The 23,250-nt window shown below is 72.6% G+C and carries 23 protein-coding genes and 1 pseudogene; 7 read left to right on the top strand and 17 right to left on the bottom strand.

Annotated elements, in window-relative coordinates; all coding sequences use genetic code 11:
• Window positions 1-58 precede the first annotated feature (58 nt).
• Both EFE23_RS11620 and EFE23_RS11615 read right to left on the bottom strand, forming a co-directional pair.
• Window positions 59-802: an enoyl-CoA hydratase/isomerase family protein gene (locus tag EFE23_RS11620; protein ID WP_123240903.1), complete on the bottom strand. Its 744-nt coding sequence runs from the start codon at window positions 800-802 to the stop codon at window positions 59-61.
• Window positions 799-1,656 carry a 3-hydroxyacyl-CoA dehydrogenase family protein gene (locus EFE23_RS11615; protein WP_123240902.1) on the bottom strand — a complete coding sequence of 286 codons (858 nt, stop codon included), beginning with the start codon at window positions 1,654-1,656 and terminating at the stop codon, window positions 799-801. The genes EFE23_RS11620 and EFE23_RS11615 overlap by 4 nt, the downstream gene beginning before the upstream one ends.
• A 165-nt stretch (window positions 1,657-1,821) precedes the next feature.
• Between EFE23_RS11615 and EFE23_RS11610 the strand changes: the two genes are divergently transcribed.
• Window positions 1,822-2,109, top strand: coding sequence for a hypothetical protein (locus EFE23_RS11610; RefSeq protein ID WP_123240901.1), 288 nt, complete (start codon window positions 1,822-1,824; stop codon window positions 2,107-2,109).
• Window positions 2,110-2,156: 47 nt separating this feature from the next.
• On the opposite strand, the gene EFE23_RS11605 is transcribed toward EFE23_RS11610, so the two are convergent.
• A complete protein-coding gene (locus EFE23_RS11605; protein WP_123240919.1) occupies window positions 2,157-2,936 on the bottom strand; it encodes a class I SAM-dependent methyltransferase in 780 nt (259 codons plus the stop codon).
• A gap of 54 nt (window positions 2,937-2,990) precedes the next feature.
• Here EFE23_RS11605 and EFE23_RS11600 point away from each other — a divergent pair, with 54 nt between their 5' ends.
• On the top strand, window positions 2,991-3,371 hold the full coding sequence (locus EFE23_RS11600) for a PPOX class F420-dependent oxidoreductase (RefSeq protein WP_123240900.1): 381 nt from the start codon (window positions 2,991-2,993) through the stop codon (window positions 3,369-3,371).
• An 87-nt stretch (window positions 3,372-3,458) separates the two neighbouring features.
• Here EFE23_RS11600 and EFE23_RS11595 read toward each other — a convergent pair whose 3' ends face one another.
• Both EFE23_RS11595 and EFE23_RS11590 read right to left on the bottom strand, forming a co-directional pair.
• Window positions 3,459-3,668, bottom strand: a complete 210-nt coding sequence (locus tag EFE23_RS11595) for a BldC family transcriptional regulator (RefSeq protein WP_007073996.1) — start codon at window positions 3,666-3,668, stop codon at window positions 3,459-3,461.
• A 349-nt stretch (window positions 3,669-4,017) separates the two neighbouring features.
• Entirely contained in the window at window positions 4,018-4,857 is an 840-nt protein-coding gene (locus EFE23_RS11590) for a DUF8083 family protein (protein ID WP_123240899.1), read from the bottom strand.
• 173 nt (window positions 4,858-5,030) lie between these two features.
• On the opposite strand from EFE23_RS11590, the gene EFE23_RS11585 reads away from it, so the two are divergent.
• On the top strand, window positions 5,031-6,113 hold the full coding sequence (locus tag EFE23_RS11585) for a Glu/Leu/Phe/Val family dehydrogenase (RefSeq protein WP_123240898.1): 1,083 nt from the start codon (window positions 5,031-5,033) through the stop codon (window positions 6,111-6,113).
• 303 nt (window positions 6,114-6,416) lie between these two features.
• On the top strand, window positions 6,417-6,632 hold the full coding sequence (locus tag EFE23_RS11580; RefSeq protein WP_091081690.1) for a DUF3073 domain-containing protein: 216 nt from the start codon (window positions 6,417-6,419) through the stop codon (window positions 6,630-6,632).
• A 145-nt stretch (window positions 6,633-6,777) separates the two neighbouring features.
• Here the strand turns inward: EFE23_RS11580 and amcA are convergent, their stop codons facing one another.
• The 5 genes from amcA to EFE23_RS11555 form a co-directional block, all read right to left on the bottom strand.
• Window positions 6,778-7,014, bottom strand: a complete 237-nt coding sequence (gene amcA / locus EFE23_RS11575) for a multiple cyclophane-containing RiPP AmcA (RefSeq protein ID WP_123240897.1) — start codon at window positions 7,012-7,014, stop codon at window positions 6,778-6,780.
• Window positions 6,983-8,086, bottom strand: a complete 1,104-nt coding sequence (amcB, locus tag EFE23_RS11570; protein WP_199737022.1) for a cyclophane-forming radical SAM peptide maturase AmcB — start codon at window positions 8,084-8,086, stop codon at window positions 6,983-6,985. Before amcB ends, amcA begins: the two co-directional genes overlap by 32 nt.
• 123 nt (window positions 8,087-8,209) lie before the next feature.
• Window positions 8,210-9,364, bottom strand: coding sequence for a phosphoribosylformylglycinamidine cyclo-ligase (purM, locus tag EFE23_RS11565; protein WP_123240895.1), 1,155 nt, complete (start codon window positions 9,362-9,364; stop codon window positions 8,210-8,212).
• A 62-nt stretch (window positions 9,365-9,426) separates the two neighbouring features.
• On the bottom strand, window positions 9,427-10,947 hold the full coding sequence (purF, locus tag EFE23_RS11560; RefSeq protein ID WP_123240894.1) for an amidophosphoribosyltransferase: 1,521 nt from the start codon (window positions 10,945-10,947) through the stop codon (window positions 9,427-9,429).
• 159 nt (window positions 10,948-11,106) lie between these two features.
• Window positions 11,107-11,460: a sterol carrier family protein gene (locus tag EFE23_RS11555; RefSeq protein WP_123240893.1), complete on the bottom strand. Its 354-nt coding sequence runs from the start codon at window positions 11,458-11,460 to the stop codon at window positions 11,107-11,109.
• 163 nt (window positions 11,461-11,623) lie between these two features.
• Here EFE23_RS11555 and EFE23_RS11550 point away from each other — a divergent pair, with 163 nt between their 5' ends.
• The gene (locus EFE23_RS11550) at window positions 11,624-13,531 is read left to right on the top strand and encodes a carboxypeptidase regulatory-like domain-containing protein (protein ID WP_123240918.1); all 1,908 of its coding nucleotides are present in this window, start codon (window positions 11,624-11,626) and stop codon (window positions 13,529-13,531) included.
• A 149-nt stretch (window positions 13,532-13,680) separates the two neighbouring features.
• Here the strand turns inward: EFE23_RS11550 and EFE23_RS11545 are convergent, their stop codons facing one another.
• The 4 genes from EFE23_RS11545 to purS all read right to left on the bottom strand — a co-directional run bounded on the left by EFE23_RS11545 (window position 13,681) and on the right by purS (window position 18,133).
• Window positions 13,681-14,430, bottom strand: coding sequence for a 2-phosphosulfolactate phosphatase (locus EFE23_RS11545; protein WP_123240917.1), 750 nt, complete (start codon window positions 14,428-14,430; stop codon window positions 13,681-13,683).
• Between the two features lie 10 nt (window positions 14,431-14,440).
• Window positions 14,441-17,122, bottom strand: coding sequence for a phosphoribosylformylglycinamidine synthase subunit PurL (purL, locus tag EFE23_RS11540; RefSeq protein WP_123240892.1), 2,682 nt, complete (start codon window positions 17,120-17,122; stop codon window positions 14,441-14,443).
• A gap of 67 nt (window positions 17,123-17,189) precedes the next feature.
• Window positions 17,190-17,873, bottom strand: a complete 684-nt coding sequence (gene purQ, locus EFE23_RS11535) for a phosphoribosylformylglycinamidine synthase subunit PurQ (protein ID WP_123240891.1) — start codon at window positions 17,871-17,873, stop codon at window positions 17,190-17,192.
• A complete protein-coding gene (gene purS, locus EFE23_RS11530) occupies window positions 17,870-18,133 on the bottom strand; it encodes a phosphoribosylformylglycinamidine synthase subunit PurS (RefSeq protein WP_123240890.1) in 264 nt (87 codons plus the stop codon). Before purS ends, purQ begins: the two co-directional genes overlap by 4 nt.
• Before the next feature lie 426 nt (window positions 18,134-18,559).
• Here purS and EFE23_RS28845 point away from each other — a divergent pair.
• Both EFE23_RS28845 and EFE23_RS11520 read left to right on the top strand, forming a co-directional pair.
• Window positions 18,560-18,675 (top strand): annotated as a pseudogene (locus EFE23_RS28845) (peptidase S1); the annotation flags it as partial.
• A gap of 69 nt (window positions 18,676-18,744) precedes the next feature.
• A complete protein-coding gene (locus EFE23_RS11520; RefSeq protein WP_199737019.1) occupies window positions 18,745-19,266 on the top strand; it encodes a YbjQ family protein in 522 nt (173 codons plus the stop codon).
• Window positions 19,267-19,398: 132 nt separating this feature from the next.
• Here EFE23_RS11520 and purB read toward each other — a convergent pair whose 3' ends face one another.
• From purB to EFE23_RS11505, 3 genes are all read right to left on the bottom strand, one after another.
• Window positions 19,399-20,823, bottom strand: a complete 1,425-nt coding sequence (gene purB, locus EFE23_RS11515) for an adenylosuccinate lyase (protein ID WP_123240889.1) — start codon at window positions 20,821-20,823, stop codon at window positions 19,399-19,401.
• A 376-nt stretch (window positions 20,824-21,199) separates the two neighbouring features.
• The gene (locus tag EFE23_RS11510) at window positions 21,200-21,796 is read right to left on the bottom strand and encodes a hypothetical protein (protein ID WP_123240888.1); all 597 of its coding nucleotides are present in this window, start codon (window positions 21,794-21,796) and stop codon (window positions 21,200-21,202) included.
• A 156-nt stretch (window positions 21,797-21,952) separates the two neighbouring features.
• Window positions 21,953-23,245, bottom strand: a complete 1,293-nt coding sequence (locus tag EFE23_RS11505; RefSeq protein WP_123240887.1) for an acetyl-CoA C-acetyltransferase — start codon at window positions 23,243-23,245, stop codon at window positions 21,953-21,955.
• Window positions 23,246-23,250 lie beyond the last annotated feature (5 nt).

The following is a 23,250-nucleotide window of genomic DNA, read 5'->3' as shown; positions in this document are numbered from 1 at the left end:
ACGACGACGAGGGCCGCACCGGGCGAACCGGTGCGGCCCTCGTTCCTGTGTCGACCGGTCAGCGGGACCGGCGGCGTTCCAGGAACTCGGTCATCCGCCGGTGCTTCTCCTCGTCCTCGAAGAGCACCGCCTGGCTGAGCAGGTCGAGTTGCGGGTGGGCGGCCGGCGGGGCGTCCACGGCCAGCTTGGTCAGCCGCACCGCCAGCGCCGAACCCTCCGCGATCTCGTCGAGCAGGCCGTGCGCGGAGGGCAGCAGCTCCGCCGGCTCGGCCACCACCCGGTTCACCAGCCCGATCCGCAGGGCCTCCTCGGCGTCCACCCGCCGGCCGGTGAAGAGCAGTTCCTTGGCCCGGGCCTCGCCGACCAGCGCCGGCAGGCGGTGGGTCGCGCCGGCGCCGGCCAGGATGCCCAGCCGCACCTCGGGCTGGCCGAACACCGCACGCGCCGTACACACCCGCAGATCACACGCGTACGCCAGCTCGGCGCCGCCGCCCAGCGCCGGGCCGTCGACGGCGGCCACGGTGGGCATCGGCAGCGCCCGGATCCGGGCGAAGGCGGCCTGGTTGATGGCGGCCAGCGCGTCCAGCCGGCCGCGCTCGCGGAGCTGGGCGATGTCGGCGCCACCGGCGAAGATGCCCTCCGTGCCGCCGGTGAGCAGCAGCAGCCGGGGCCGTGCCTCCAGCTCCGCGCAGACCGCGTGCAGCTCCACGATCAGGTCCGCGTCGATCGCGTTGCGCTTCTCCGGCCGGTCCAGGGTGACCACCAGCCGGTCCGGCAGCTCCTCGATCCGCAGCCCACTCACTGCTTGACCCCGCCCTTCCAGGTGTAGAAGCCCTGGCCGGACTTCTTGCCGAGCTTCCCGGCGGCCACCATCTCCACCAGCAGCGGCGGCGGCGCGAACCGGTCCCCGTACGCGGCCTGAAGGGTGCGGGCGATGTCGAGGCGGACGTCCAGCCCGACCAGATCGGTCAGCTCCAGCGGGCCCACCGGGTGCCGGTAGCCGAGCACCATCGCCTTGTCGATGTCGGCGGGAGCGGCCACCCCATCGGCGACCATCCGGATCGCCTCCAGCCCGAGGGTGACCCCGAGCCGGGAGGTGGCGAAGCCGGGCATGTCGCGTACGACGACGGGGTCCTTGCCCAGCCGCCCGGCGAGCGCGACGGCCGCCTCGGTGGTGCCGGCGGCGGTGGCCGGGCCGACCACGATCTCCAGCAGCGCCATCGCCCAGACCGGGTTGAAGAAGTGCAGCCCCAGGAAGTCCGCCGGCCGGTCCAGCCCGTCGGCCAGCTCGGCGATCGGGATGCTGGAGGTGTTGCTGCTCAGCAGGGCGGGACGCCGGGCCTCGGCCTCCCGGAGCACCGACCGCTTGAGGTCGAGCCGCTCGGGCACCGCCTCGACGATCACGTCGGGCCCCTCGGCGACCTCGGCGAGCCCGGCCCGCAGGGTGACCCGCTCCCGGTTCGCCGTCGCCTGCTCGGCGGTCAGCTTGCCGCGCTGGACCCCGCGCTCCCACAGCTCACCGACGCGCCGTACGGCGCCGGCGCCGCGTTCCGGGTCCACCTCGACCAGCTCGACCGCGTAGCCGGCACCGGCCGCCACGTACGCGATGCCGAGGCCCATCGTGCCGGCCCCGACGACCACAAAACGACCACTCATGACGTCCCCTCGCCGCGCGCGGTGACGCGCGGGGTCTCCGCCGCGCCGGCCCGCCCGCTCCGCTCGTTCATGGGTGCGACCCTATGCAGGGCCCACCCGGGCGGCATGCGTGGGGGCGCGCCGGATCGGGTACAGACGGCCTCCAACGTCGAGGGAAGGACCGACATGAGTCAGGCACCGGAGAGCGCGGAGAACACCGAGACCGTGGAGACGCGCGGCGACGAGCGGGTGGACCTGCTGCGCGCGGACACCAACAACGACGGGCGTACCGACGTGTGGGTGGTGGACACCGACGGCGACGGGAAGGCCGACCTCTTCCAGTTCGACACCGACGGTGACGGCAAGGTGGACATCACCATGGTCGACATCGACGAGGACGGCACCCCCGACGAGGTGGTCGACGGCGACGGCGGCCTCCCGCCGGAGCAGACCACCCCGACCGTGCAGGTCTGAAAGGAGGGGCCCCTTGTTATCGCCCAGGCGATAACAAGGGGCCCCTCCTAACGCGCCAGCTTGAGCGTCGCCAGGTAGTACGGGCGGTCCCTGTCGTCGACGTCGACCAGGCGCCACGGCGAGCCGTGGACCAGCTCGGCGAACTCGTCGACCGAGCACACCAGATAGTCGAACCACTCGGTGCCGAGCAGCCGGTAGCGAAGCCGCAGCCGGAGCTGCCCGCCGAGCCGGCCCCGCCGCCGGTTGAGCTCGTGGTAGCCGGTGTGCACCGGGTCGGTGGTGCCGTACGGGTCGGTGCCGTGCGCGATCACCTGCGCGCCGGGCCGGGCCAGCGCGGCGAGGGCGGCCAGGAACGCGGGCGCCCGTTCCCGCCCCTCGAACAGCCCCACGTTGTTGCCGAGCAGCAGGAAGGTGTCGTACCGCCGGCCGTCGGCCACGTGCTCGTCCACGGTGGCGTGCACCCGCTCGCGTACGCCCCGGTGGCGGCAGACCCGCAGCGCCCCGAGCGAGGTGTCCAGCCCGGTGACCGGCACCCCCTGCTCCTGGAGGTGCAGCGCGATCCGGCCGGCACCGGCACCGACGTCCAGCACCGCACCACGGACCCGGGCCACGGCCCGGTGGTCGTACGGCTGCCACGCCTCCGGCGGGTCCAGGTAGTGGGCGGCGGGCACGCCGTTGACCAGCCCGTCGTCCCGCTCGATGATCTCGATGACCGGCCGGGGCAGCCGCCCGCCGACCAGCGGCCGGGGCCCGATCCCGGTGGCGACGGCGTACGCGTCGCGGATCATCTCGCCGAACACGTCGCCGATGGTGGGTTCCCCCGTCACGGCGATCACGCTATCCGGGCTCGGCGGGGCTGTCGCGGCCGTATCCTGGGCGGCGTGACCGACCTGGACCGCTTGGCGGCGGAGAAGTACGTGCTGCTCACCACCTTCCGGAAGGACGGTCGGGCGGTGCCGACGCCGGTCTGGGCGGTGCGGGACGGCAACGCGCTGGCGGTCTGGACGGTGTCGGACTCCGGCAAGGTCAAGCGGATCCGGCGGGACGGCCGGGTGACGGTGGCCCCGTGCGACGTGCGCGGGCGGCCGCACGGCGAGGCGGCGCCGGGGCACGCGTCGATCCTGGATCCGGCCACGACCCGGCGGATCCGGAGCCTGTTGAAGCAGAAGTACCGGCTGATCGGCCGGCTGAGCCTGCTGGGCAGCCGGCTACGGCGGGGGGAGGGCGGCACGGTCGGGCTGCGGATCGTGCTGGACGAGTAGGAACCCCGGATACGACGAAGGGCGGCGGGTCGTCGCTCTCGCGTACGTCCGGCCGCCCCTGATCGGAACGCTGGAAACGTCCGGGTCTCAGTCCCCCTGACGCTGCTGGGGGATCTGCCCCTGCAGCAGGGCCCGGACCTCCGACTCGCGGTATCGACGGTGGCCGCCCAGGGTCCGGATGGCGCTGAGCTTGCCAGCCTTGGCCCACCGGGTAACCGTCTTCGGGTCGACACGGAACATCGACGCCACCTCGGCCGGCGTGAGTAGCGGCTCTGGTTCGTGCGTTCGCGATGCCATCGGGGTCACTCCTCCACATGTATAGACATCGGCCGGGGTCCCGCCGGCCGACGCGTCTCCCATGGTCCGGCTAGTCCCCGATGTCCGACATGGGCCGAACGGCTGAAGGTCCCTAGACGGACGGATGAACCATGCCCGATTTTTACGACTTTTATGCCGCAGAAACTACCTTATAGGGACTCATGATCACGGTTCGTGATGCGTCAACTACGAGACAGTCTCGCATCGAGAGGTCTCAACCTGGCAAATCGGGCGGGCGTTCGCGTGTCGCGGCACGCGGGAGTGTCGCCGCTGCCGGACAGCACCGTTCGCGGCATGTCGGGGCGATCAGCCGGCCCCGCCCCGGACCCTAGTTGCAGCGCTCCAGCAGCTGCACCGCCCGCCACCGGGCGACCAGCTTGTCGTACGCCGCCGAGGCCTCCTCCGCCTCGCCCCGGGAGAGCCCGGCCAGCCCCGCGGCGACCAGCTCGGTCGAGTCGTCCGCCGCCAGGGTCTCGTCCGGCAGCAGCTGCACCAGGCCGCCGTAGTCCAACTCCACCACCGAGCGCGGGTGGAACTCCTCCAGCCAGCGCGCCGCCTCCTCGACCGCCTCGGTGATCGGCGCCTCGCCGATCGACTTGCGCAGCACGGAGAGCGCCCGGGACGAGCGACGGCGCGCCTTGGAGATCTCGGTGCGGTAGCGGAGCGCACGCCGGGCCGGGTCGGTGACCAGGTGCCGCTCCTGCGCCTCGAAGAGCACGAACCAGCGCAGCGGCACGCCCCAGGTGGCGATCTGCTCGTGCACCCGGGGCACCCCATGCTCCAGCACCCGCGCCCCGCTGCGCCAGTCCTCCACCACCGCCTTGGCCTGACCGGCCAGGATCGGCGGCACGAACGCGTCGGCCAGCACCGAGGGCACGCCGTCCCGGGCGCTGAGCGCCGCCTCCGCGACCCGGACCCGCAGGTTCCACGGGCAGACCAGCAGCGAGTCGTCGGTCTCCAGGACGTACGCCTCGTCGGGCAGGTCGGGCAGCCGGGTCCAGCCGGCGCCGAGCGCCTCGATCACCGCGGTCCGCTGCCGGACCGGGCCCTCCAGCGGGGCGATGGCCCGGCCCTCGTTCACGTACCGGCGCCAGAACGACTGACGTTCCCGATCGAAGGCGGTCAGCGGCTCGTACACGCGCAGGTAAGAAGCGAAGAGCGACGGCACGGGGCGATCCTCCCACGAGACGGGACCCGTACCCCGTCGGCGCGACGGTGGGACGTGACGTGCGCGACAGTACGGCTCCGGCCGATATTAGGCTCAGCAGCACCGGCAGCATCCCGCCGGCGTGCCATCTGGTCCGCACCCCACAAGGGCGCACACCGACACAGGAGTCAGCCATGGGCGTTTTCGCCAGCACCGAAGACCCGGGAACCACGGGTCACGAACAGGTGGTCTTCTGCCAGGACAAGCAGTCCGGGCTGAAGGCGATCATCGGGATCTACTCGACCGCGCTGGGCCCCGCGCTCGGCGGTACCCGGTTCTACCCGTACGCCAGCGAGGAGGAGGCCCTCGCCGACGTGCTCGACCTCTCCCGGGGCATGGCGTACAAGAACGCCCTGGCCGGCCTCGACCTCGGCGGCGGCAAGGCGGTCATCTGGGGTGACCCGGAGCAGATCAAGAGCGAGCCCCTGCTGCGCGCGTACGGGCGCTTCGTGGAGTCCCTCGCCGGCCGCTACTACACCGCCTGCGACGTCGGCACCTACGTGGCCGACATGGACGTGATCGCCCGCGAGACGAGGTACGTCACCGGCCGCAGCGTGGAGCACGGCGGCGCCGGGGACTCCTCCATCTTGACCGCCTGGGGCGTCTTCCAGGGCATGCGGGCCGCCGCCGAGCACGTCTGGGGCGCCCCGACCCTGTCCGGCCGCCGGGTCGGCGTGGCGGGCCTGGGCAAGGTCGGCAAGTACCTCACCGCGCACCTGCTGGAGGACGGCGCCGAGGTGGTGGCGACCGACGTCAACCCGAAGGCCCTGGAGTGGGTGCGCGCCACCCACCCGCAGGTCGAGCTGGTGGACGACACCGCCGCCCTGGTCGCCTCCGACATCGACGTGTACGCCCCGTGCGCGCTGGGTGGCGCACTGAACGACGACACGGTGCCGGTGCTGCGGGCCAAGGTGGTCGCCGGCGCGGCGAACAACCAGCTCGCCCACCCGGGCATCGAGAAGGTCCTCGCCGACCGGGGCATCCTCTACGCCCCGGACTACGTGGTGAACGCCGGCGGTGTGATCCAGGTCGCCGACGAGATCGAGGGCTTCAACTTCGAGCGGGCGAAGCTGCGGGCCACCCGCATCTACAACACCACCCGGGAGATCCTCCGCCTCGCCGACGACGAGGGCGTCCCGCCGGCGGTGGCCGCGGACCGGCTCGCCGAGCGGCGGATGGCCGAGGTCGGGCGGCTGCGCACGATCCACCTGCGCTGAACGTCACGCCGGGGGCGGGGCACCCGCTCCGCCCCCGGGTCACGAGCCCGGCCGCCCCGGCGTTAAGCTGGGAGATGGGACGATTCGTGCCGGTTTGCCCGCCGTCACGGCCAACCCCAGGCATCGCTCCTTACCGGGTACACTTTGTGACGGCCGGATGACTGCGACGCGCAGGGCCGGCTGACGGTAACCCGAGGTGCCGAACGGTGGCATCCCCATGTACCGTAAGAGCCACGAGAGATGCCTGACGTCATCGGGGCCCGCCTTCGGGCTGCCCCGCATTCTGTGCGAGGGGGTCGAGCCATGGGGCGCGGCCGTGCTAAGGCCAAGCAGACGAAGGTGGCCCGGGAGTTGAAGTACCACTCCCCGAACACCGACCTCACCGCCTTGCAGCGCGAGTTGGCGGGTGCTGGTAAGTCTGAGCACAACTTCGACGACGACTACAAAGAGTATGTCGACGACGATGATGAGGACCACGCGGACGACGACCCGGATCCCTGGGCGCGTCCGACCCGCTGACCTCCGGTCGCATCTGAGCACGCGGTGACTCCCCGCGTGCTCACGCATGTGCCCGTCCCAGGCAGCGCCAAGCCGACGATCAGGGACCTCGCCACCCCGGAGCACTCCGGACGATCGGCAGGTCCCTGATCGCGGGCTCGTACGGTCAGCGGGGCCGGTTGTTCCAGTTGTAGAACGTCGGGATGTTCTCGAAGTGGTTCCAGGCGCAGACCGCGCTGGCCCCGTCGCCGCCCGACACCTCCGCCCGCAGCAGCCGTGCGGCCTCCGCTTCGTGGAGCAGTGCGGTCAACCCCACGGCGGCTTCCCGCACCCGGTCCGCGACCAGGTCCGGGTGGGCTCCCGCGACGCGCTCAGGCTGCCGGTGACTCGTGGTCTCGGGCATGCTCCAACACTCCCTCCAGTAGGCGGATCTTGCTGTTGCGGCAGTGCTCGGTCTCCGTACCGTCGAAACGCCCCAGCTCGAAGTAGCGGTTGGCCGCGTGGCCACCACCGCAGAACCCGAAGTAGGGGCAGGACGACCGGCACGCCTCGACACCGGTGAGAAACTCGCCCACCCAGGGCGTACGCCCGGCACCGGCCAGGATCTCGGCCAGCGGGGTGGTCAGCACGTTGCCGCTGCTGAAGTCGCCGTACCGGGGGTCGGTGAAGCCGGCCAGCTCCGGGGAGAGCACGACCACCGAGCCGTCCTGGGCGACGGTCGGGATGGGATCCAGCCGGCGGGGCAGCAGGTCCTCCGCGGTGCCGTCCAGCACGGCCCCGGCGTAGCGCAGCGACCACTCCACCTCGCGCAGGTGGATCCGCGGATCCCTGCGCCAGGCGCCCACCAGCTCCGCCCAGAACCCGGTCACCGCCGCGGCGTCCCGGGCGTTCGTCCGGGTGTTGACCCCCTCGGTCTCCTCGATGTTGACGCCGAGCACGTCACAGCCGAGGTCGAGGAAGTAGTCGTACAGCTCGGTGGCGAGGCCCGGCGCCGGCCGGGAGACCACCGCCAGGGCCGAGAAGGGCAGCCCGTGCCGGCGCAGCGTCGCCACCCCGGCCAGGATCCGCTCGTACGCCGGCCGCCCGCCCCGGGTGACGCGCTCGGTGTTGCGCTCCCGCGGCCCGTCCACGCTCACGCTGACCCGGACGCCGTGCTCCGCGAAGAACTCGCACCAGGCGTCGTCGATCAGCGTGGCGTTGGTCTGGACGTGGTGTTCCACCTCCGGCGCGAACGGGCCCAGCAGGGCGGCCAGATGCTCCCTGCCGGCCGCGAGGGGCTCCCCGCCGTGCCAGACCACCGAGAAGCGCCCGGCGGCCGCCCACGGGTTCACCGAGGCCGCCACCGCCTCGGCGACCGCCACCGGCATCCGCCGGTCCACCGCCCGCATCGGCAGGTAGCAGTAGACGCAGTCCAGGTTGCAGAGCGTGGTCGGCTGCATCACCACGTACGAGGGAACCGCGGCGATCCCGCGCATCCCCGGATGCGTACGAGCAGCCATCAACCCTCCCCCGTCCAGCCCTCAGACCCTTCAGGCTAGGCGGCGGTGGCCACTCGGGTGAACCCCCGATCAGGTGGCCGGATGATCACCAGAGGGTGATCATCCGCGGGTGTGCTGACCGATCATCTGCACGTTGCCGGAGCCCTCGATGATCTCGCCGGCCTGCCAGGCGTCCACGCCACGGCCGGTCAGGGTGGCCAGCGCGCGGTCGGCGTCCTCGGCGGAGACGATGGCGAACATGCCGACGCCCATGTTGAACGTCGCCTCCATCTCCGGGTCCTCGATCCGGCCCTTGGACTGGATCAGGTCGAAGATCGGCTGCGGCTTCCAGGTCGACCGGTTGACCACCGCGTCGACGTGCTCGGGCAGGATCCGGACCAGGTTGCCCGGGATGCCGCCGCCGGTGACGTGGGCCAGCGCCCGCACCTCGGCCTCGGCGATCAGCTTGAGGCAGTCCTGCGCGTAGATCTTGGTCGGGGTGAGCAGCTCCTCGCCGAGGGTCCGCTGCCGGCCGAAGTCCTCGATCACCACGTCCAGCCGCATCCGGGCGACGCCCAGCAGCACGTGCCGGACCAGCGAGTAGCCGTTGGAGTGCAGGCCGGAGGAGCGCATCGCGATCACGACGTCGCCCACCTCGACCCGCTCCGGGCTGAGGATCTCGCTCTCCTCCACCACGCCGACGCCGGTCGCGGAGATGTCGTACTCGTCGGGGCGCAGCACGCCCGGGTGCTCCGCGGTCTCGCCGCCGAGCAGGGCGCAGCCCGCGTACCGGCAGCCGTCGGCGATGCCCGCGCCGATCTCGGCGACCTTGTCCGGGACGACCTCGCCGGTGGCGATGTAGTCGAGCAGGAAGAGCGGCTCGGCACCGCAGGCGACCAGGTCGTCCACGACCATGGCGACCAGGTCGATGCCGACCGTGTCGTGGATGTCCATCTGCTGGGCGATCACCAGCTTGGTGCCGACGCCGTCGGTCGACGAGGCCAGGATGGGGTTCTTGTACTTCGTCGTGTCCAGCCGGAACAGGCCGGCGAAGCCGCCCAGGTCACCCATGACCTCCGGGCGCCGGGTCTGCTTGACCTTGGACTTCAGCAGCTCGACCGCGCGGTCGCCCGCCTCGATCGACACCCCGGCGTCGGCGTACGAGACCGAGCGTTTGCGCGTCGCGCGGCTGGTGCCGGCCGTCCAGGGCTGGCGGTCGCCGCCGGCGCCCGTCGGGCTGGTTCCTGCGCCGCTGCGCTCGGACACGTGGGTCACGGTTCTCCCCTTTTGTGGTTCCCGCGGGCCCGCCTGTGGCGGCCGGTCCCGCGTGGGTGGTGCTATGGGCGGTGGGTGGCGGCCAGTGCGGTGGACTCCGGGGCGTCGCCCGCCGCTTCGGCGGCGACCCGGCGGCCCACTCCTTCGAGTACGTGCTTGCCGATCAGGTTCCCGGCAGGCAGTTCGATCGGGTACTCCCCATCGAAGCACGCCCGGCACAGCCGGGTCTTCGGCTGCTCGGTCGCGGCGATGAGACCGGGAAGTGATACGTAGCCCAGCGTGTCGGCGCCGATCGCCCGCCGGACGCCTTCGTTGTCCAGCCCGTTGGCCAGCAGCTCGGCCCGGGTGGCGAAGTCGATGCCGTAGAAGCACGGCCAGCTCACCGGCGGGGAGGAGATCCGGACGTGCACCTCCAGCGCACCCGCCTCGCGCAGCATCCGCACGATCGCCCGCTGGGTGTTGCCCCGGACGATCGAGTCGTCCACCACCACCAGGCGCTTGCCCCGGACGTTCTCCCGCAGCGGGTTGAGCTTGAGCCGGATGCCGAGCTGGCGCAGGGTCTGCGAGGGCTGGATGAAGGTGCGCCCGACGTACGGGTTCTTCATCAGGCCGGCGCCGTAGGTGATGCCCGAGGCCTCGGCGTAGCCGATCGCGGCGGGGGTGCCGGACTCGGGCACCGGAATCACCAGGTCGGCTTCGACCGGGTGCTCCTTGGCCAACTGGCGGCCGATCTGCACCCGGGCCGCGTGCACGTTGCGCCCGGCGATGGTGGCGTCCGGGCGGGCGATGTACACGTACTCGAAGAGGCAGCCCTTGGGCTCCGGGGCGGCGAACCGGCTGGAGCGCAGCCCGTCCTCGTCGATGGCGATCAGCTCGCCCGGCTCCACCTCGCGGACCACGCTCGCGCCGACGATGTCCAGCGCGGCCGTCTCGCTGGCGACCACCCAGCCGCGCTCCAGGCGGCCGAGCACCAGCGGGCGGACGCCATGCGGGTCGCGGGCCGCGTAGAGGGTCGACTCGTCCATGAAGACGAAGCTGAACGCGCCGCGCAACTGCGGCAGCACCTCCAGCGCGGCGGCCTCGACCGAGAGGTCCGGCCGGCTGGCGAGCAGCATGGTCACCAGCGAGGTGTCGTTGGTCGAGCTGTCCGGGTCGATCCCCCGCTCGGCCACCTCGCGCTGGAGCTCGGCGGTGTTGACCAGGTTGCCGTTGTGGGCCAGCGCGATGGTGGTGCCGGCCGTGGTCGCGCGGATCGTCGGCTGGGCGTTCTCCCAGGTCGAGCCGCCGGTGGTCGAGTAGCGCGCGTGGCCGATCGCGACGTGCCCGCGCAGGCTGGCCAGGGTCGGCTCGTCGAAGACCTGGGCGACCAGGCCGAGGTCCTTGTAGACCACCACCGCCGAGCCGTCGCTGACCGCGATGCCCGCGGCCTCCTGGCCGCGGTGCTGGAGGGCGTAGAGCCCGAAGTAGGTCAGGTTGGCGACCTCCTCCCCCGGCGCCCAGACGCCGAAGACGCCACACGCGTCCTGCGGGCCGGGTCGTTGGGGGTCAAGGTCGTGGCTCAGCCGGCCATCGCCTCGGGGCACCTGCCGCTCCCTCTGCTGGACTGGCCTGGCGGAGTCGGGGGGCAAGCTCCGCGTGGTCGGCCGGGACCGTCGTCGCCTGACAGTGTACGCGAATCCGAGTCGACACCGACAGTCACGATTAGTCCACCGAAGGTGACGCCGATCGGCGGGAGCGACCAGCTAGAGCGGTAGGTGCGCGGAGAGGTCGGCACGGACCCCGCTCACGCGTACGCGACCCTCCGTGACCGCCTGCGACCAGCCGAGCCGGCCGGTGGCCAGTTCCAGCCAGGTCGCCGGATCCATTTCCACCACATTTGGCGGCGTACCACGGGTGTGTCGCGGCCCCGCCACGCACTGCACCGCACCGTAGGGTGGAACCCGCACCTCCACCGATCGGCCGGGGGCGCGCTCCGCGAGGGTGGCCAAGAGGGTACGGACCGCCTCCCGGAACACCGGCCGTTCGGGCGTACGCCCCTCGTCCAGCGCCGTCAAGGCTGCCGCAACCGCGGCGGACTTACTGTGCGGAGAGGACACGACGGGACGATACGACTCCACAACACCCCGGTCGAGGCCGGCCCTGGGTAGAGATGATCCGGTCAGACAAGGCATAGTTGCCGACGGCGTATTCGTACCGTGAGTGATCAACCTTGGTCCGGCACCCGGCCGGTCAGGAGATCAGACCCGGAAGGCGGTGGACGTGTCAACACACCGACGTGCCTGGAAGCAGCGGGCCGGTGTGGTCGTGGCGCTGGTGTTCGGCGCGCTGCTCGCCGTCCCCGCGACACCCGCCCTGGCGACCGACCCTGAGGTGTCGATCACCGGCCTGTCGACGGGCACGCTGCAGAGCGGTCAGTCGACTCAGATGACGTTCTCCGTCACCAACAAGAACGACACGCCGAGCCCCTTCAGCATCAACGTCGACACCTTCAGCGGCCTGTCGTGTCAGGGCGAGTGCAATGTGCCGGCCCGGGTCCTCACGCCCAACAACGCGGTCTCGATCACCGTGACCCTGGTCGCCGACAACCTACCTGCGGGCGCAACCAAGTCCGGCCAGGTGCGGGTCTCCGCCAAGTCGGGTGGCGACCAGGCCAGCGACGCTCGTGACATGACCGTCAAGGGCGCTCCCGAGCAGCCGCAGCAGCCGGAGACCGTTAAGTCGGTTTCCGGCAAGGTGATCATCGCGGCCAACAGCGAGCCGGTGTCCGGCGCGCTGGTCATGCTTCGGGACAGCCAGGGCAAGCAACGCCAGACCACCACGGACGGCAGCGGCAACTTCCGCTTCACCGGCTCGACCTCGGACCCGATCGCGCCCGGCCGGATCGATCTCGGCGCCAGCAAGGACGGCAAGACGGACACCAAGTCGATCAACGCCTCCGCCGGCCAGTCCGTCACCGGCGTCCGACTCGGCGTGCCGATCGAGGTGAAGGCCAGCCCGAGCGTCACCCCGTCGGCGACCGAAGAGGCCCTGCCGACGGACGAGGCGACCGAGGAGGCGACCGACGAGCCGGCCAGCGAGGCGCCCGCCGCCCAGCAGCCCGCCGCCAACGAGGACTCCGGCGGCTTCGGCTCGTGGCTGCTGATCCTGCTCGGTGGTCTCTTCGTGGCCGTCGGCGTCGGCACCATCGTGCTGCTCTACATGCGCCGCAAGAACGAGGGTGAGGACGACGGGGACGGCCCCGCCGGGCCCGTCGCGGCGGGGGCCGTGCCGGTCGCCCGGGGCGGCTACCGGGGCGTCGAAGACCAGACCCGGGTGGTCAACGGGATGGGCGCCGGTCCGGCGCCGACGATGGTCGGTGGCGCCTCGCTGAGCGACGCGCCGACGATGATGCACCGCCCGGTCGTGGACGACGTCCCGCCGGACCCGTACGGCGCGCCGGCGTCCGGGTACGGCAGCGGCCCGGCTGGCTGGGCCGGCGGCGGCTACGGCGACGAACCCGCCCAAGGTGGCTACGGCAGCAACGGCTACGGCAACGCCCCCTCCTCGGGCGGCGGCTACGGCAACGCGGGTGGCGGCTACGGCAACGCGCCGGCCTCGGGCGGCGGCTACGGCAGCCGGGACTACGACGCCGGGGCCGGCGGCTACCCGCCCGCCCAGGGCGGCGGCTACGGCGGCGAGCGGTACGACGAGCCGACCGGCCGCTACACCGGCGACAGCACCGCGTACGCCCCGCCGGCCGACCCGTACCCGACCAGCACCTACCAGCCCGACCAGGGGCCGGGCTATGGCCAGCCGGACCAGGGGCACTACGGCCGTGGTCCGGAGCCGGACAACGGCTACGGGGCGGGCGGCGGCTACGGCGCCCAGGGCGGTTACGACAACGGCCCGGGCCGCGGCGGCTACGACAGCGGCCCGTCCGGCGGCTACGACGGCTACGACCAGCGCGGCGGCTACGGCAACGACGGTTACGGCCAGGCCCCGCAGGGTGGCTACGGCCAGCAGGGCGGCTACGGCCAGGAGCCCCCGCAGCAGCGGGGCGGCGGGTACGACAACCACGGCTACGAGCAGGGCCCCGGCCACTACGCCGACCCCGCGCAGGCCGGCCGGGGCCGGGGTGACGTCCCGCCGGAGCGCGGCGGTCGCCGGCTCGACTGGTTGGACGACTGACCACCCGGGGCTCGACGCCCCGAACCCGACAGTGGCCGCCCGGTTCCTCCGGGCGGCCACTGCGCTTCCCGGGCTGCTCCGGCGATCGGCCGCGCCGCCGATCGCTCGAGTGTCGCTGCAAAGACGCCCGACCGGCGGAACAGCAGGGATCAGGCGGCGGCGAAATAGCCCTGGCGGAGCACCGGCACCACGTCGGAGACCCCGACCTGGACGGCGACCGACACGTCCTCGGCGAAGCCGCCCTCGGTCAACTCGCGCCCCGAGACACAGCCCCGCACGGCGGCCGGCACGTCGGGCGTGCTGGCCAGGGCGGCCAGCGCCATCGCCGCCTCCACCGAGAGCCCACCCGGCACCCCGGCGAGGGCGTCCAGCACGCTCGCCGCCCCCAACTGGTCCTCCACGCAGGGCCGCAGCGAGCCGTCCGGCCAGCGCTCCCCGGCGGCCACCACGCCCACCGGGGCGTCGATCGAGCCGTACCCCTGGCCCCGCAGCCAGCGCCCGACGGCGCGGGCGTTACGCAGGCACGCCGCGACCACCGGCACGCCGGTGGCGCTCGCGGCGGCGCTGATGGCCGAGCCGTTCGGCGAGGGCAGCACCAGGTCGTGGACGACCGGCGCGGTCCGCAACGCCGCCGGCGAGAGGGACCACGGATGCTCCGGGGTCATCTGCCGGCGGCCGACCGCGGCCACCGCACCCACCCGGCGGGCGTAATCGGCGGCCTGCTCCCCCCAGGGAAACGGGTGCACCCGCATGCCACGGCCGACCGCCACCTCGACGGCGGTGGTGAACGAGAGCACGTCCACCACCACCAGGGCCGCGCACACCCGGCCGAGTTCCGCCGCCCCGGTCAGCCCCCAGTCGAACCGGGCGCCGGAACCGGGCTGGGCGTAGACGGCCAAGGCCAGCGCCTCAGCGCTGATCGGGCGCGGCGGGCTGGTCCGGCTCACCGGAAGCCGACGCGGACCCCTCCGGCCCGGCCTCGGGCGCGGCGTCGGTCGCCACGTCGTCCGACCCTGCGGGCACCCCCTCGGCCTCGACCGGGGCCTCGACGGGCTCCGCCGCGTCGTCCACCTCGACCGGGGCCTCGCCGGCCCGGGCGATCGGCTCGGCGGCCACCGCCTCGGGGTCGACGTCCACCGGCTGCTCAGCGGTGGCCGGCAGGACGGTGGTGGTTCCGGTACGGGTCGCCTCCACCGCCACCTGGGCCGTCTCCGCGCCGCTGAACAGCCGCGGCAGGGTCTCGCTGTGCGCCGCGCGCAGCTCGTCGAGGCCGATCCGGAACTGGCCGTGTACCTCCAGGGCGCCCCCGGCCGGGTCGGTGACCCCGATCGGCTCCCACGGCACACCGTGCTCGGCGCAGAGGGCGGTGAACGCCTTCTCGTGCCCGCGCGGCACCGACACCAGCACCCGGCCGGCGGACTCGCTGAACAGGAAGACGAACGGCATCGAGCCGCCGGCGAACTGCTCCGGCACGGCGATCCGGGCCCCCACGCCGCGCCGCAGGCACGACTCGACCAGGCTCTGGGCGAGACCACCGTCGGAGAGGTCGTGCGCGGAGCTGAGGTGCCCCACCCGGGCGGCGGCGGCCAGCAGCTCGGCGAGCTGCCGTTCGCGGCCCAGGTCGACCTGCGGCGGGATGCCGCCGAGGTGCTCGTGGGTCACCCAGGCCCACTCGGAGCCGGAGAGCTCGACGTGCGTCTCGCCGAGCAGGAAGAGCTGGTCGTGGTCGCCGGCCGGGCGGGGCACGAAGCCCATCGACACCCGGTCGGCGACGTTGTCCAGCACACCCAGCACGCCGACCACCGGGGTCGGGTGGATGGCCGCCGCGCCGGTCTGGTTGTAGAAGCTGACGTTGCCGCCGGTGACCGGGATGCCCAGCTCCAGGCAGCCGTCCGCCAGGCCGCGGACGGCCTCGGCGAACTGCCACATCACGCCCGGGTCCTCCGGCGAGCCGAAGTTGAGGCAGTTGGTCACGGCGATCGGCGTCGCGCCGGTCACCGCCACGTTCCGGTACGCCTCGGCCAGCGCGAGCTTCGTCCCGTGGTACGGGTCGAGGCGGGCGTACCGGCCGTTGCCGTCGAGCGAGAGGGCGACACCGAGGCCGGTCCGCTCGTCGATCCGGATCACGCCGGAGTCCTCCGGCTGGGCCAGCACGGTGTTGCCCAGCACGTACCGGTCGTACTGCTCGGTGACCCAGGTCTTGTCGGCCAGGTTGGGCGACGCGATCATCCGCAGCACGGTCTCGCGCAGCGCGTCGGGGTCGCTCGGCCGGGGCAGCGTCTCGGCCCGGTCGGCCTGGAGCAGGATGAGGTCGGCCGGCTCCCGCATCGGGCGGGCGTAGACCGGCCCGTCGTCGACCAACGAGCCCGGCGGCACGTCCACCACGAGCTGGTCGCGCCAGGTGATGACCAGCCGGCCCGGCTGGCCGTCCGGCGACGGCGCGGTGACCTCGCCGATCGCGGTGGCCCAGACGCCCCACTTCTCGGCGGTCTTGAGCACCGCCTCCAGCTTGTCCGGGGCGACCACCAGCAGCATGCGCTCCTGGGACTCGCTGGCCAGGATCTCGTGCGGGGTCATCGACGCCTCGCGCAGCGGGACCCGCTCCAGCCAGACCCGCATGCCGGTGCCGGCGGACGCGGCGGTCTCGGTCAACGCGCAGGTCAGGCCGGCACCGCCGAGGTCCTGGATGCCGACGACCAGCTCGGCGTCGTACAGCTCGAGGCAGGCCTCGATCAGCAGCTTCTCCATGAACGGGTCGCCGACCTGGACCGACGGGCGGCGCTGCTCGCTGCCCTCGTCGAAGGTGGCGCTGGCCAGCACCGACACGCCGCCGATGCCGTCCCGGCCGGTCTTGGCGCCCATCAGCACCACGACGTTGCCGGGGCCGGCGGCCTCCTTCTTCTGCAGCCGGTCGACCGGCAGCACGCCGAGGCAGAGCGCGTTGACCAGCGGGTTGCCCTGGTAGCAGGGGTCGAAGACGACCTCGCCGCCGATGTTCGGCAGGCCCAGGCAGTTGCCGTAGCCGCCGACACCGGCCACCACGCCGGGGAGCACCCGGGCGGTGTCCGGGTGGTCGGCCGCGCCGAAGCGCAGCGGGTCCATCACGGCGACCGGGCGGGCGCCCATGGCGAGGATGTCCCGGACGATGCCGCCGACACCGGTCGCCGCGCCCTGGTACGGCTCGACGAAGCTCGGGTGGTTGTGCGACTCGACCTTGAAGGTCACCGCCAGCTCGTCGGAGACCCGGACCACGCCGGCGTTCTCGCCGATGCCGGCGAGCAGCCGGTCGCTCGGCGGGGCCTTCTCGCCGAACTGGCGCAGGTGCACCTTGCTGGACTTGTAGGAGCAGTGCTCGCTCCACATGATCGAGTACATGGCCAGCTCGGCCTGGGTGGGCCGGCGGCCGAGGATGTGCCGGATCCGGTCGTACTCGTCGTCGCGGAGGCCCAGCTCCGCGTACGGCTGGAGCTCGTCCGGGGTGTCGACGGCCTGCGGCACGGTGTCCACGCCGCGGGCCCAGTCGTCGGCCGGGCCGGCCTGCGGCGCGACCGCCGGCGTCTCCCGCAGGGCCGGGTCCGGGTGGGTGGTCATGACGTCTCCTCGCTGCGCTCGCCGCCGTGGCGGCGGGTGAGCCGACCGATGGTCCCGCCGCGCACGCTCACGCCGGCGCCCCCACCAGGTGCTTGAGCACCGAGGTGAAGAAGCCGAGACCGTCCAGGGAGGGGCCGGTGAGCGCCTCCACCGCGTGCTCGGGATGCGGCATGATGCCGACCACGTTGCCGGCCTCGTTGGTGATCGCGGCGATGTCGCGCTGCGAACCGTTCGGGTTGCCGCCGAGGTAGCGGGCGACCACCCGGCCCTCGGCCTCCAGCCGGTCCAGCGTCGCCGGGTCGGCGACGTAGCAGCCCTCGCCGTTCTTGACCGGGACCAGCACCTCCTGGCCCGGCTGGAACGCGTTGGTCCACGCGGTGCCGACAGCCTCGATGCGGAGGATCTGGTCCCGGTTGCGGAAGTGCAGGTGCTGGTTGCGGGTGAGCGCGCCGGGCAGCAGGTGGGCCTCGCAGAGGATCTGGAAGCCGTTGCAGATGCCGAGCACCGGGAGACCGCCCCGGGCGGCGTCCACGATCGTCTCCATCACCGGGGCGAACCGGGCGATGGCTCCGCAGCGCAGGTAGTCACCGTAGGAGAAACCGCCGGGCAGGACGACGGCGTCCACCCCGTGCAGCCCCGGGTCGCCGTGCCAGAGCCGGACCGGCTCGGCGCCGGCGATCCGGACGGCCCGGGCCGCGTCCGCGTCGTCGAGCGAGCCGGGGAAGGTGACCACACCGACCCGGGCGGTCACGAGTGCGCGTCCGCGGTCTCGTCGGTCTCGACCAGGCGGACGGTGAAGTCCTCGATGACCGGGTTGGCGAGCAGCTTGTCGGCGATCTCCCGGGCCCGGTCCAGGTCCGGTTCGCCGGTGAACTCGATCTCGATCCGCCTGCCGATCCGAACCGAGGCGACGTCGCTGACGCCGAGCCGGGGCAGCGCGTTTGCGACGGCCTGGCCCTGAGGATCGAGGATCTCGGGCTTGAGCATGACGTCGACGACGACGCGAGGCACGGGGCACTCCTGACTGTGTACGCAGTTGGGTGCCGGCCCACTACGGGCGAGCGCAGCCAGCCTACCTGGCAGATACCGCCTGGCCCGAACCGGCCGGGGCCGGTTCAGGCAGTGATCGACGTGACCGGCCGCGCGGACGGAACGCCGATGCGGGTTCGTTGCGACCTCGATACGGATTCGTTGCCGGACCGCCCGGCCCGGTTCCGGTGGCAGCCCTCCTCACCAGGCATTTTGCCGGTCGGCACCGATCGCGGGACCGATTTCCGACAGCGCCACGGCCAGGCGACGGGGAGCGGGCGCTATTGATCGGTCAGATATCGATCGACATCTTGTGACGGACCTCCCAGCGGCCCTACCTTGCATCGTCAAGCATCGATAATCCATCGACCGGACCCTGGCCCGCACCCCGAGCCACCTCCGTGGAAGCAGTTCCACAACGGCCGGCAGGTCGGCGTCGCCTCCACGGCCGACGGCGTGAGCATCCAGAACCACGGCAGTGCGCGTACAACCGGGCCTGGATCACCTCGGTGGCCGGTGTCTGACGGTTAGGGCCGGTACGGCGCGGATGGGCCGGTGGCACCCCGGCCGTCCGCGCCGCGCCGTTTTGCAGCATCCGGGCAGGTGAACACGGCTCACGAACCGCCCGTCCAACGACTGACAGCATCGGAAACGTGCTGGTCGTGACGACGGATCAACTGCCCGGCTACGAGATCCGCCAGATCCTCGGCGAAGTGGTCTCCTCGATGGCGAGGACCAGGAACCCGTACCGCGAGGGGGTCAAGAACCTGCGCGGTGGCGCCTACGACCCGATGGCGCCGGACAACCTGACCCGCTGGCGGACCGACTCGGTGGCCCGGCTGGGCGAGGAGGCCCGCCGGCTGGGCGCGAACGCGGTGATCGGCATGCGCTTCGACAGCCGGGACTGCGGCGAGATGTGGATGGAGATCTGCGCGTACGGCACGGCGGTGATCGTGGTACCCAAGACGCCGGACGTCATGCCGCCCGACCAGCCCATGATCGCGGCCGAGACGGCCCACGAGCCCGAGATCGCCGAGGCCCCCGGCGGAATCGCCGAGCCCGCCTCCGCCCCCAACCTCTCCTCAGCCGCCGAAACCCCCACCCGCAACCCCTAACCCACCCACCCACCCACCCACCCCACCTCTCGCCCCGTTGATCATGAAGTTAGCGGCGATGTGGATCTCCTCCAGTGCCGCTAACTTCATGATCAACGGGGGGGGGTGGGGGTGGGGGTGGGGGGGGGTGGGTTAGAGGATGGGGGGTGGGGAGTAGGCGGCGGCCTTTGGGTGCTGCTCGGCGATCTTGGAGATGCGGGCGGTCACCCGGTCCACCTGGGCGCCGGCGGCGCCGACGAAGGCGTTGCGGTCGGCGACCAGGGCGTCGATCTCGGCGCGGGTCAGGCCGAGGCGGCCGTCCGCGGCCAGGCGGTCGAAGAGGTCGTTCTCGGTCGCACCCTTCTCCCGCATGGCCAGCGCCACCGCGACCGCGTGCTCCTTGATCACCTCGTGCGCCACCTCCCGGCCGACCCCGCGCCGGACCGCCGCCACCAGGAGCTTGGTGGTGGTCAGGAACGGCAGGAAGCGCTCCAGCTCCCGGTTGATCACCGCCGGGTACGGGCCGAACTCGTCCAGCACGGTGAGGAAGGTCTGGAACAGCCCGTCCGCGGCGAAGAACGCGTCGGGCAGGGCGACCCGCCGGACCACCGAGCAGGAGACATCCCCCTCGTTCCACTGGTCACCGGCCAGCTCGCCGACCATCGACAGGTAACCCCGGATGATCACCGCGAAGCCGTTCACCCGCTCCGACGAGCGGGTGTTCATCTTGTGCGGCATCGCGCTGGAGCCGACCTGACCGGGCTTGAAGCCCTCGGTGACCAGCTCCTGGCCGACCATCAGCCGGATGGTGGTGGCCAGCGACGACGGCGCGGCGGCCACCTGGGCCAGCGCGGAGAGCACGTCGAAGTCCAGCGAGCGCGGGTAGACCTGGCCGACGCTGTCCAGCACCCGGCTGAACCCGAGGTGCTCGGCCACCCGGCGCTCCAGCTCGGCCACCTTGTCGGCGTCACCGTCGAACAGGTCGAGCTGATCGGCGGCGGTGCCGACCGGCCCCTTGATGCCGCGCAGCGGGTAGCGGTCGATCAGGTCCGCCAGCCGCTCGTACGCGATCAGCAGCTCCTCGGCGGCCGAGGCGAACCGCTTGCCCAGCGTGGTGGCCTGCGCGGCGACGTTGTGCGACCGGCCGGTCATCACCAGGCCGGAGTACTCGTGGGCGTGCCAGGCGAGCCGGACCAGGGTGGCCACCACCCGGTCCCGGATCAGCTCCAGCGAGGCGCGGATCTGCAGCTGCTCCACGTTCTCGGTGAGGTCCCGGGAGGTCATCCCCTTGTGCACGTGCTCATGACCGGCGAGGGCGCTGAACTCCTCGATCCGGGCCTTCACGTCGTGCCGGGTGACCCGCTCACGGGCCGCGATCGAGGCCAGGTCGACGTCGTCGACCACCCGCTCGTACGCCTCGACCACGCCGTCCGGCACCGACACGCCGAGGTCCCGCTGGGCCTTCAGCACGGCGAGCCAGAGCCGTCGCTCCATCCGTACCTTCTCCTCGGGCGACCAGAGGGCGACCAGTTCGGGCGAGGCGTACCGGTTGGCGAGCACGTTCGGGATCGTCGTCACGGCCCTCATTCTTTCGTACCCGCGGGGCGGCCGCCTCGGCGGGCACGCCCGCGCCTCCCCAGCGTCACGGCGGCCCAACTGCCGCGACACCGGAGCCTGTTCGTGCCTGCCCAGCGGGAAAGGCCATTGTGGGTGGGCTGTCCGGTATGCCGGGCAGGCGGCCGGACCCGGGACCGCTTGGGATCATGCCCCCATCCACCTCCGGGACCATGCCGGATCTTCCTCATCGGTCGGACCAGCACCACCACCCCGCGGCACAGCGACCGATGCCCGTACGGGTGGCACCCGGACGGGCATCGCCGTCCGATCGGGCCGCCGCCGACGAGCCGGCCCCGCCCGGAAGGGCGGCCAGCCGCCGGCTCGCCGACCCGGCTGCTCAGACCTGCTTGATCTCGTGCACGGTCGCGCTCACCACGAGCGTCTTCGTCCGTTTGCCGGCGGAGTTGCGCACCGTCAGCAGGTAGGTGTGCCGCTGGACGTCGCCCTCCGCGCCGGAGCACGGGAAGTTGAGCGTCTCGCTGCCGGTGGGCGGGAGGTTGTCGGCGTACACGCCCGGGCCGTCGACAGAGAGGGTGACGGAGTCGACGTCGCTGGTCTTCCACTCGACGACGGCGGGGGTGCCAGCGATCGGGTTGGCGGTGGTCCCGCCCGGGCAGGACGGCTGCTGGGCAACCCGGAAGTAGGTTATGCCCGGGGCGTCCCCCGTCGGGGCGCCGGTCGTCGGCTTGCCGCCGGACCCGCCACCGCTGCTGCCGGTGCCGCCGCGCGGCGTCCCGGCGCCGGTGGTGCCTGCGCCGCCGGGCGTCGCCGCCACCCCGCCGGCGTCGGCCGTCGCCGTCGCACCTCCGGGGGCCTCGGTGACCGACGTCGTGGCGGTGGCCTCCGTATCGCTGGTGCCGCTTGAGCAACCGGTGACCGCCAGCGCGGCGGCCAGCGCGACGACGGGGGTACGGAGCAGAGCTTGCCGGCGCATGACGACTCCCTCGCACGTGCCGCCGCTGGGTCCGGTCCGGGCGGGCTGGCGTACACGGTAATCACGGCCGGCAATGGCTCAGGACGGCGCGGGGCGGACGGTGCGGGCGGTGTCCCTTTCACTACTGAAAAGGGATCATTCGACCGCTTCGCCGGTTCAGCGCTCCAGGATCGCGGTCACGCCCTGCCCACCGGCGGCGCAGATGGAGATGAGGCCCCGCCCGCCGCCCTTGCGATCGAGGAGCTTGGCCAGGGTGGCCACGATCCGCCCGCCGGTGGCGGCGAACGGGTGGCCGGCGGCCAGCGACGAGCCGTTGACGTTCAGCTTGTCCCGGTCGATCGCGCCGAGCGGGGCGTCCAGACCCAGCCGCTCCTTGCAGAACTCCGACGACTCCCAGGCGGCCAGGGTGGCCAGCACCTGCGAGGCGAACGCCTCGTGGATCTCGTAGAAGTCGAAGTCCTGGAGGCTCAGGCCGGCCCGGGCCAGCATCCGGGGCACCGCGTACGCCGGGGCCATCAGCAGCCCCTCGTCGCCGTGCACGAAGTCGACCGCGGCGGTCTCCGACCAGGAGAACCAGGCCTGCACCGGCAGGTTGTGCTCCCGGGCCCACTCCTCGCTGGCCAGCAGCACGGTGGACGCGCCGTCGGTGAGCGGCGAGGAGTTGCCGGCGGTCATGGTGGCCCGTTCGGCGTCCGGGCCCTTGGCGCCGAAGACCGGCCGGAGCGAGCCGAGCTTCTCCAGGCTGGTGTCCGGCCGCAGGTTCTGGTCGCGGGTCAACCCCAGGTAGGGGGTCATCAGGTCGTCGAAGAACCCCTGCTCGTACGCGGCGGCGAGCCGCTGGTGCGAGCGCAGCGCCAGCTCGTCCTGCGCCTGCCGGTCGACGTTCCAGCGCAGCGCCGTCCGCGCCGCGTGCTCCCCCATGGACAGTCCGGTACGGGGCTCCGCGTTGCGCGGGATCTCCGGCCGGAACGGCTGGTGCGGGCGCAGCTTCGCGGCGACCTTCAGCCGCTCGCCGAGGGTCCGGGCGGAGTTGAGCTGGAGCAGGGTACGGCGCAGGTCCTCGTTGATCGCCAGCGGCGCGTCCGAGGTGGTGTCCACGCCACCGGCGATGCCGACCTCGATCTGCCCGAGGGCGATCTTGTTGGCGACCAGGATGGCGGCCTCCAGCCCGGTGCCGCAGGCCTGCTGGATGTCGTACGCGGGGGTGTGCGGGTCGAGGCGGGAGCCGAGCACCACCTCGCGGGTCAGGTTGAAGTCCCGGGAGTGCTTGAGCACGGCACCCGCGACCACCTCGCCGACCCGCTGCCCGGCGAGGCCGAACCGGGCGATCAGACCGTCCAGGGCCGCGCCGAGCATGTCGGCGTTGGACGCGTGCGCGTAGCGCGAGTTGGACCGGGCGAAGGGGATGCGGTTGCCGCCGATGACCGCGACCCGCCGGACACTCTGCACGATCG

The sequence above is a fragment of the Micromonospora solifontis genome (assembly GCF_003725545.1).
GTDB classification, from domain to species: Bacteria; Actinomycetota; Actinomycetes; order Mycobacteriales; family Micromonosporaceae; genus Micromonospora; species Micromonospora solifontis.
The sequence above is the reverse complement of the archived record's forward strand: the minus strand, read 5'-3'. Positions and strand labels throughout refer to the sequence as shown.

Coding starts and splice junctions, on each gene's coding strand:
- amcB (WP_199737022.1), bottom strand. CDS start 8,086: ATGCGCGGGATCGCCGCGGTTCCCTCGTACGTGGTGATGCAGCCGACC.
- EFE23_RS11595 (WP_007073996.1), bottom strand. CDS start 3,668: ATGGCATCGCGAACGCACGAACCAGAGCCGCTACTCACGCCGGCCGAG.
- amcA (WP_123240897.1), bottom strand. CDS start 7,014: ATGCCCGAGACCACGAGTCACCGGCAGCCTGAGCGCGTCGCGGGAGCC.
- purL (WP_123240892.1), bottom strand. CDS start 17,122: ATGACCACCCACCCGGACCCGGCCCTGCGGGAGACGCCGGCGGTCGCG.
- EFE23_RS11615 (WP_123240902.1), bottom strand. CDS start 1,656: ATGAGTGGTCGTTTTGTGGTCGTCGGGGCCGGCACGATGGGCCTCGGC.
- EFE23_RS11585 (WP_123240898.1), top strand. CDS start 5,031: ATGGGCGTTTTCGCCAGCACCGAAGACCCGGGAACCACGGGTCACGAA.
- EFE23_RS11580 (WP_091081690.1), top strand. CDS start 6,417: ATGGGGCGCGGCCGTGCTAAGGCCAAGCAGACGAAGGTGGCCCGGGAG.
- EFE23_RS11510 (WP_123240888.1), bottom strand. CDS start 21,796: ATGCGCCGGCAAGCTCTGCTCCGTACCCCCGTCGTCGCGCTGGCCGCC.
- EFE23_RS11610 (WP_123240901.1), top strand. CDS start 1,822: ATGAGTCAGGCACCGGAGAGCGCGGAGAACACCGAGACCGTGGAGACG.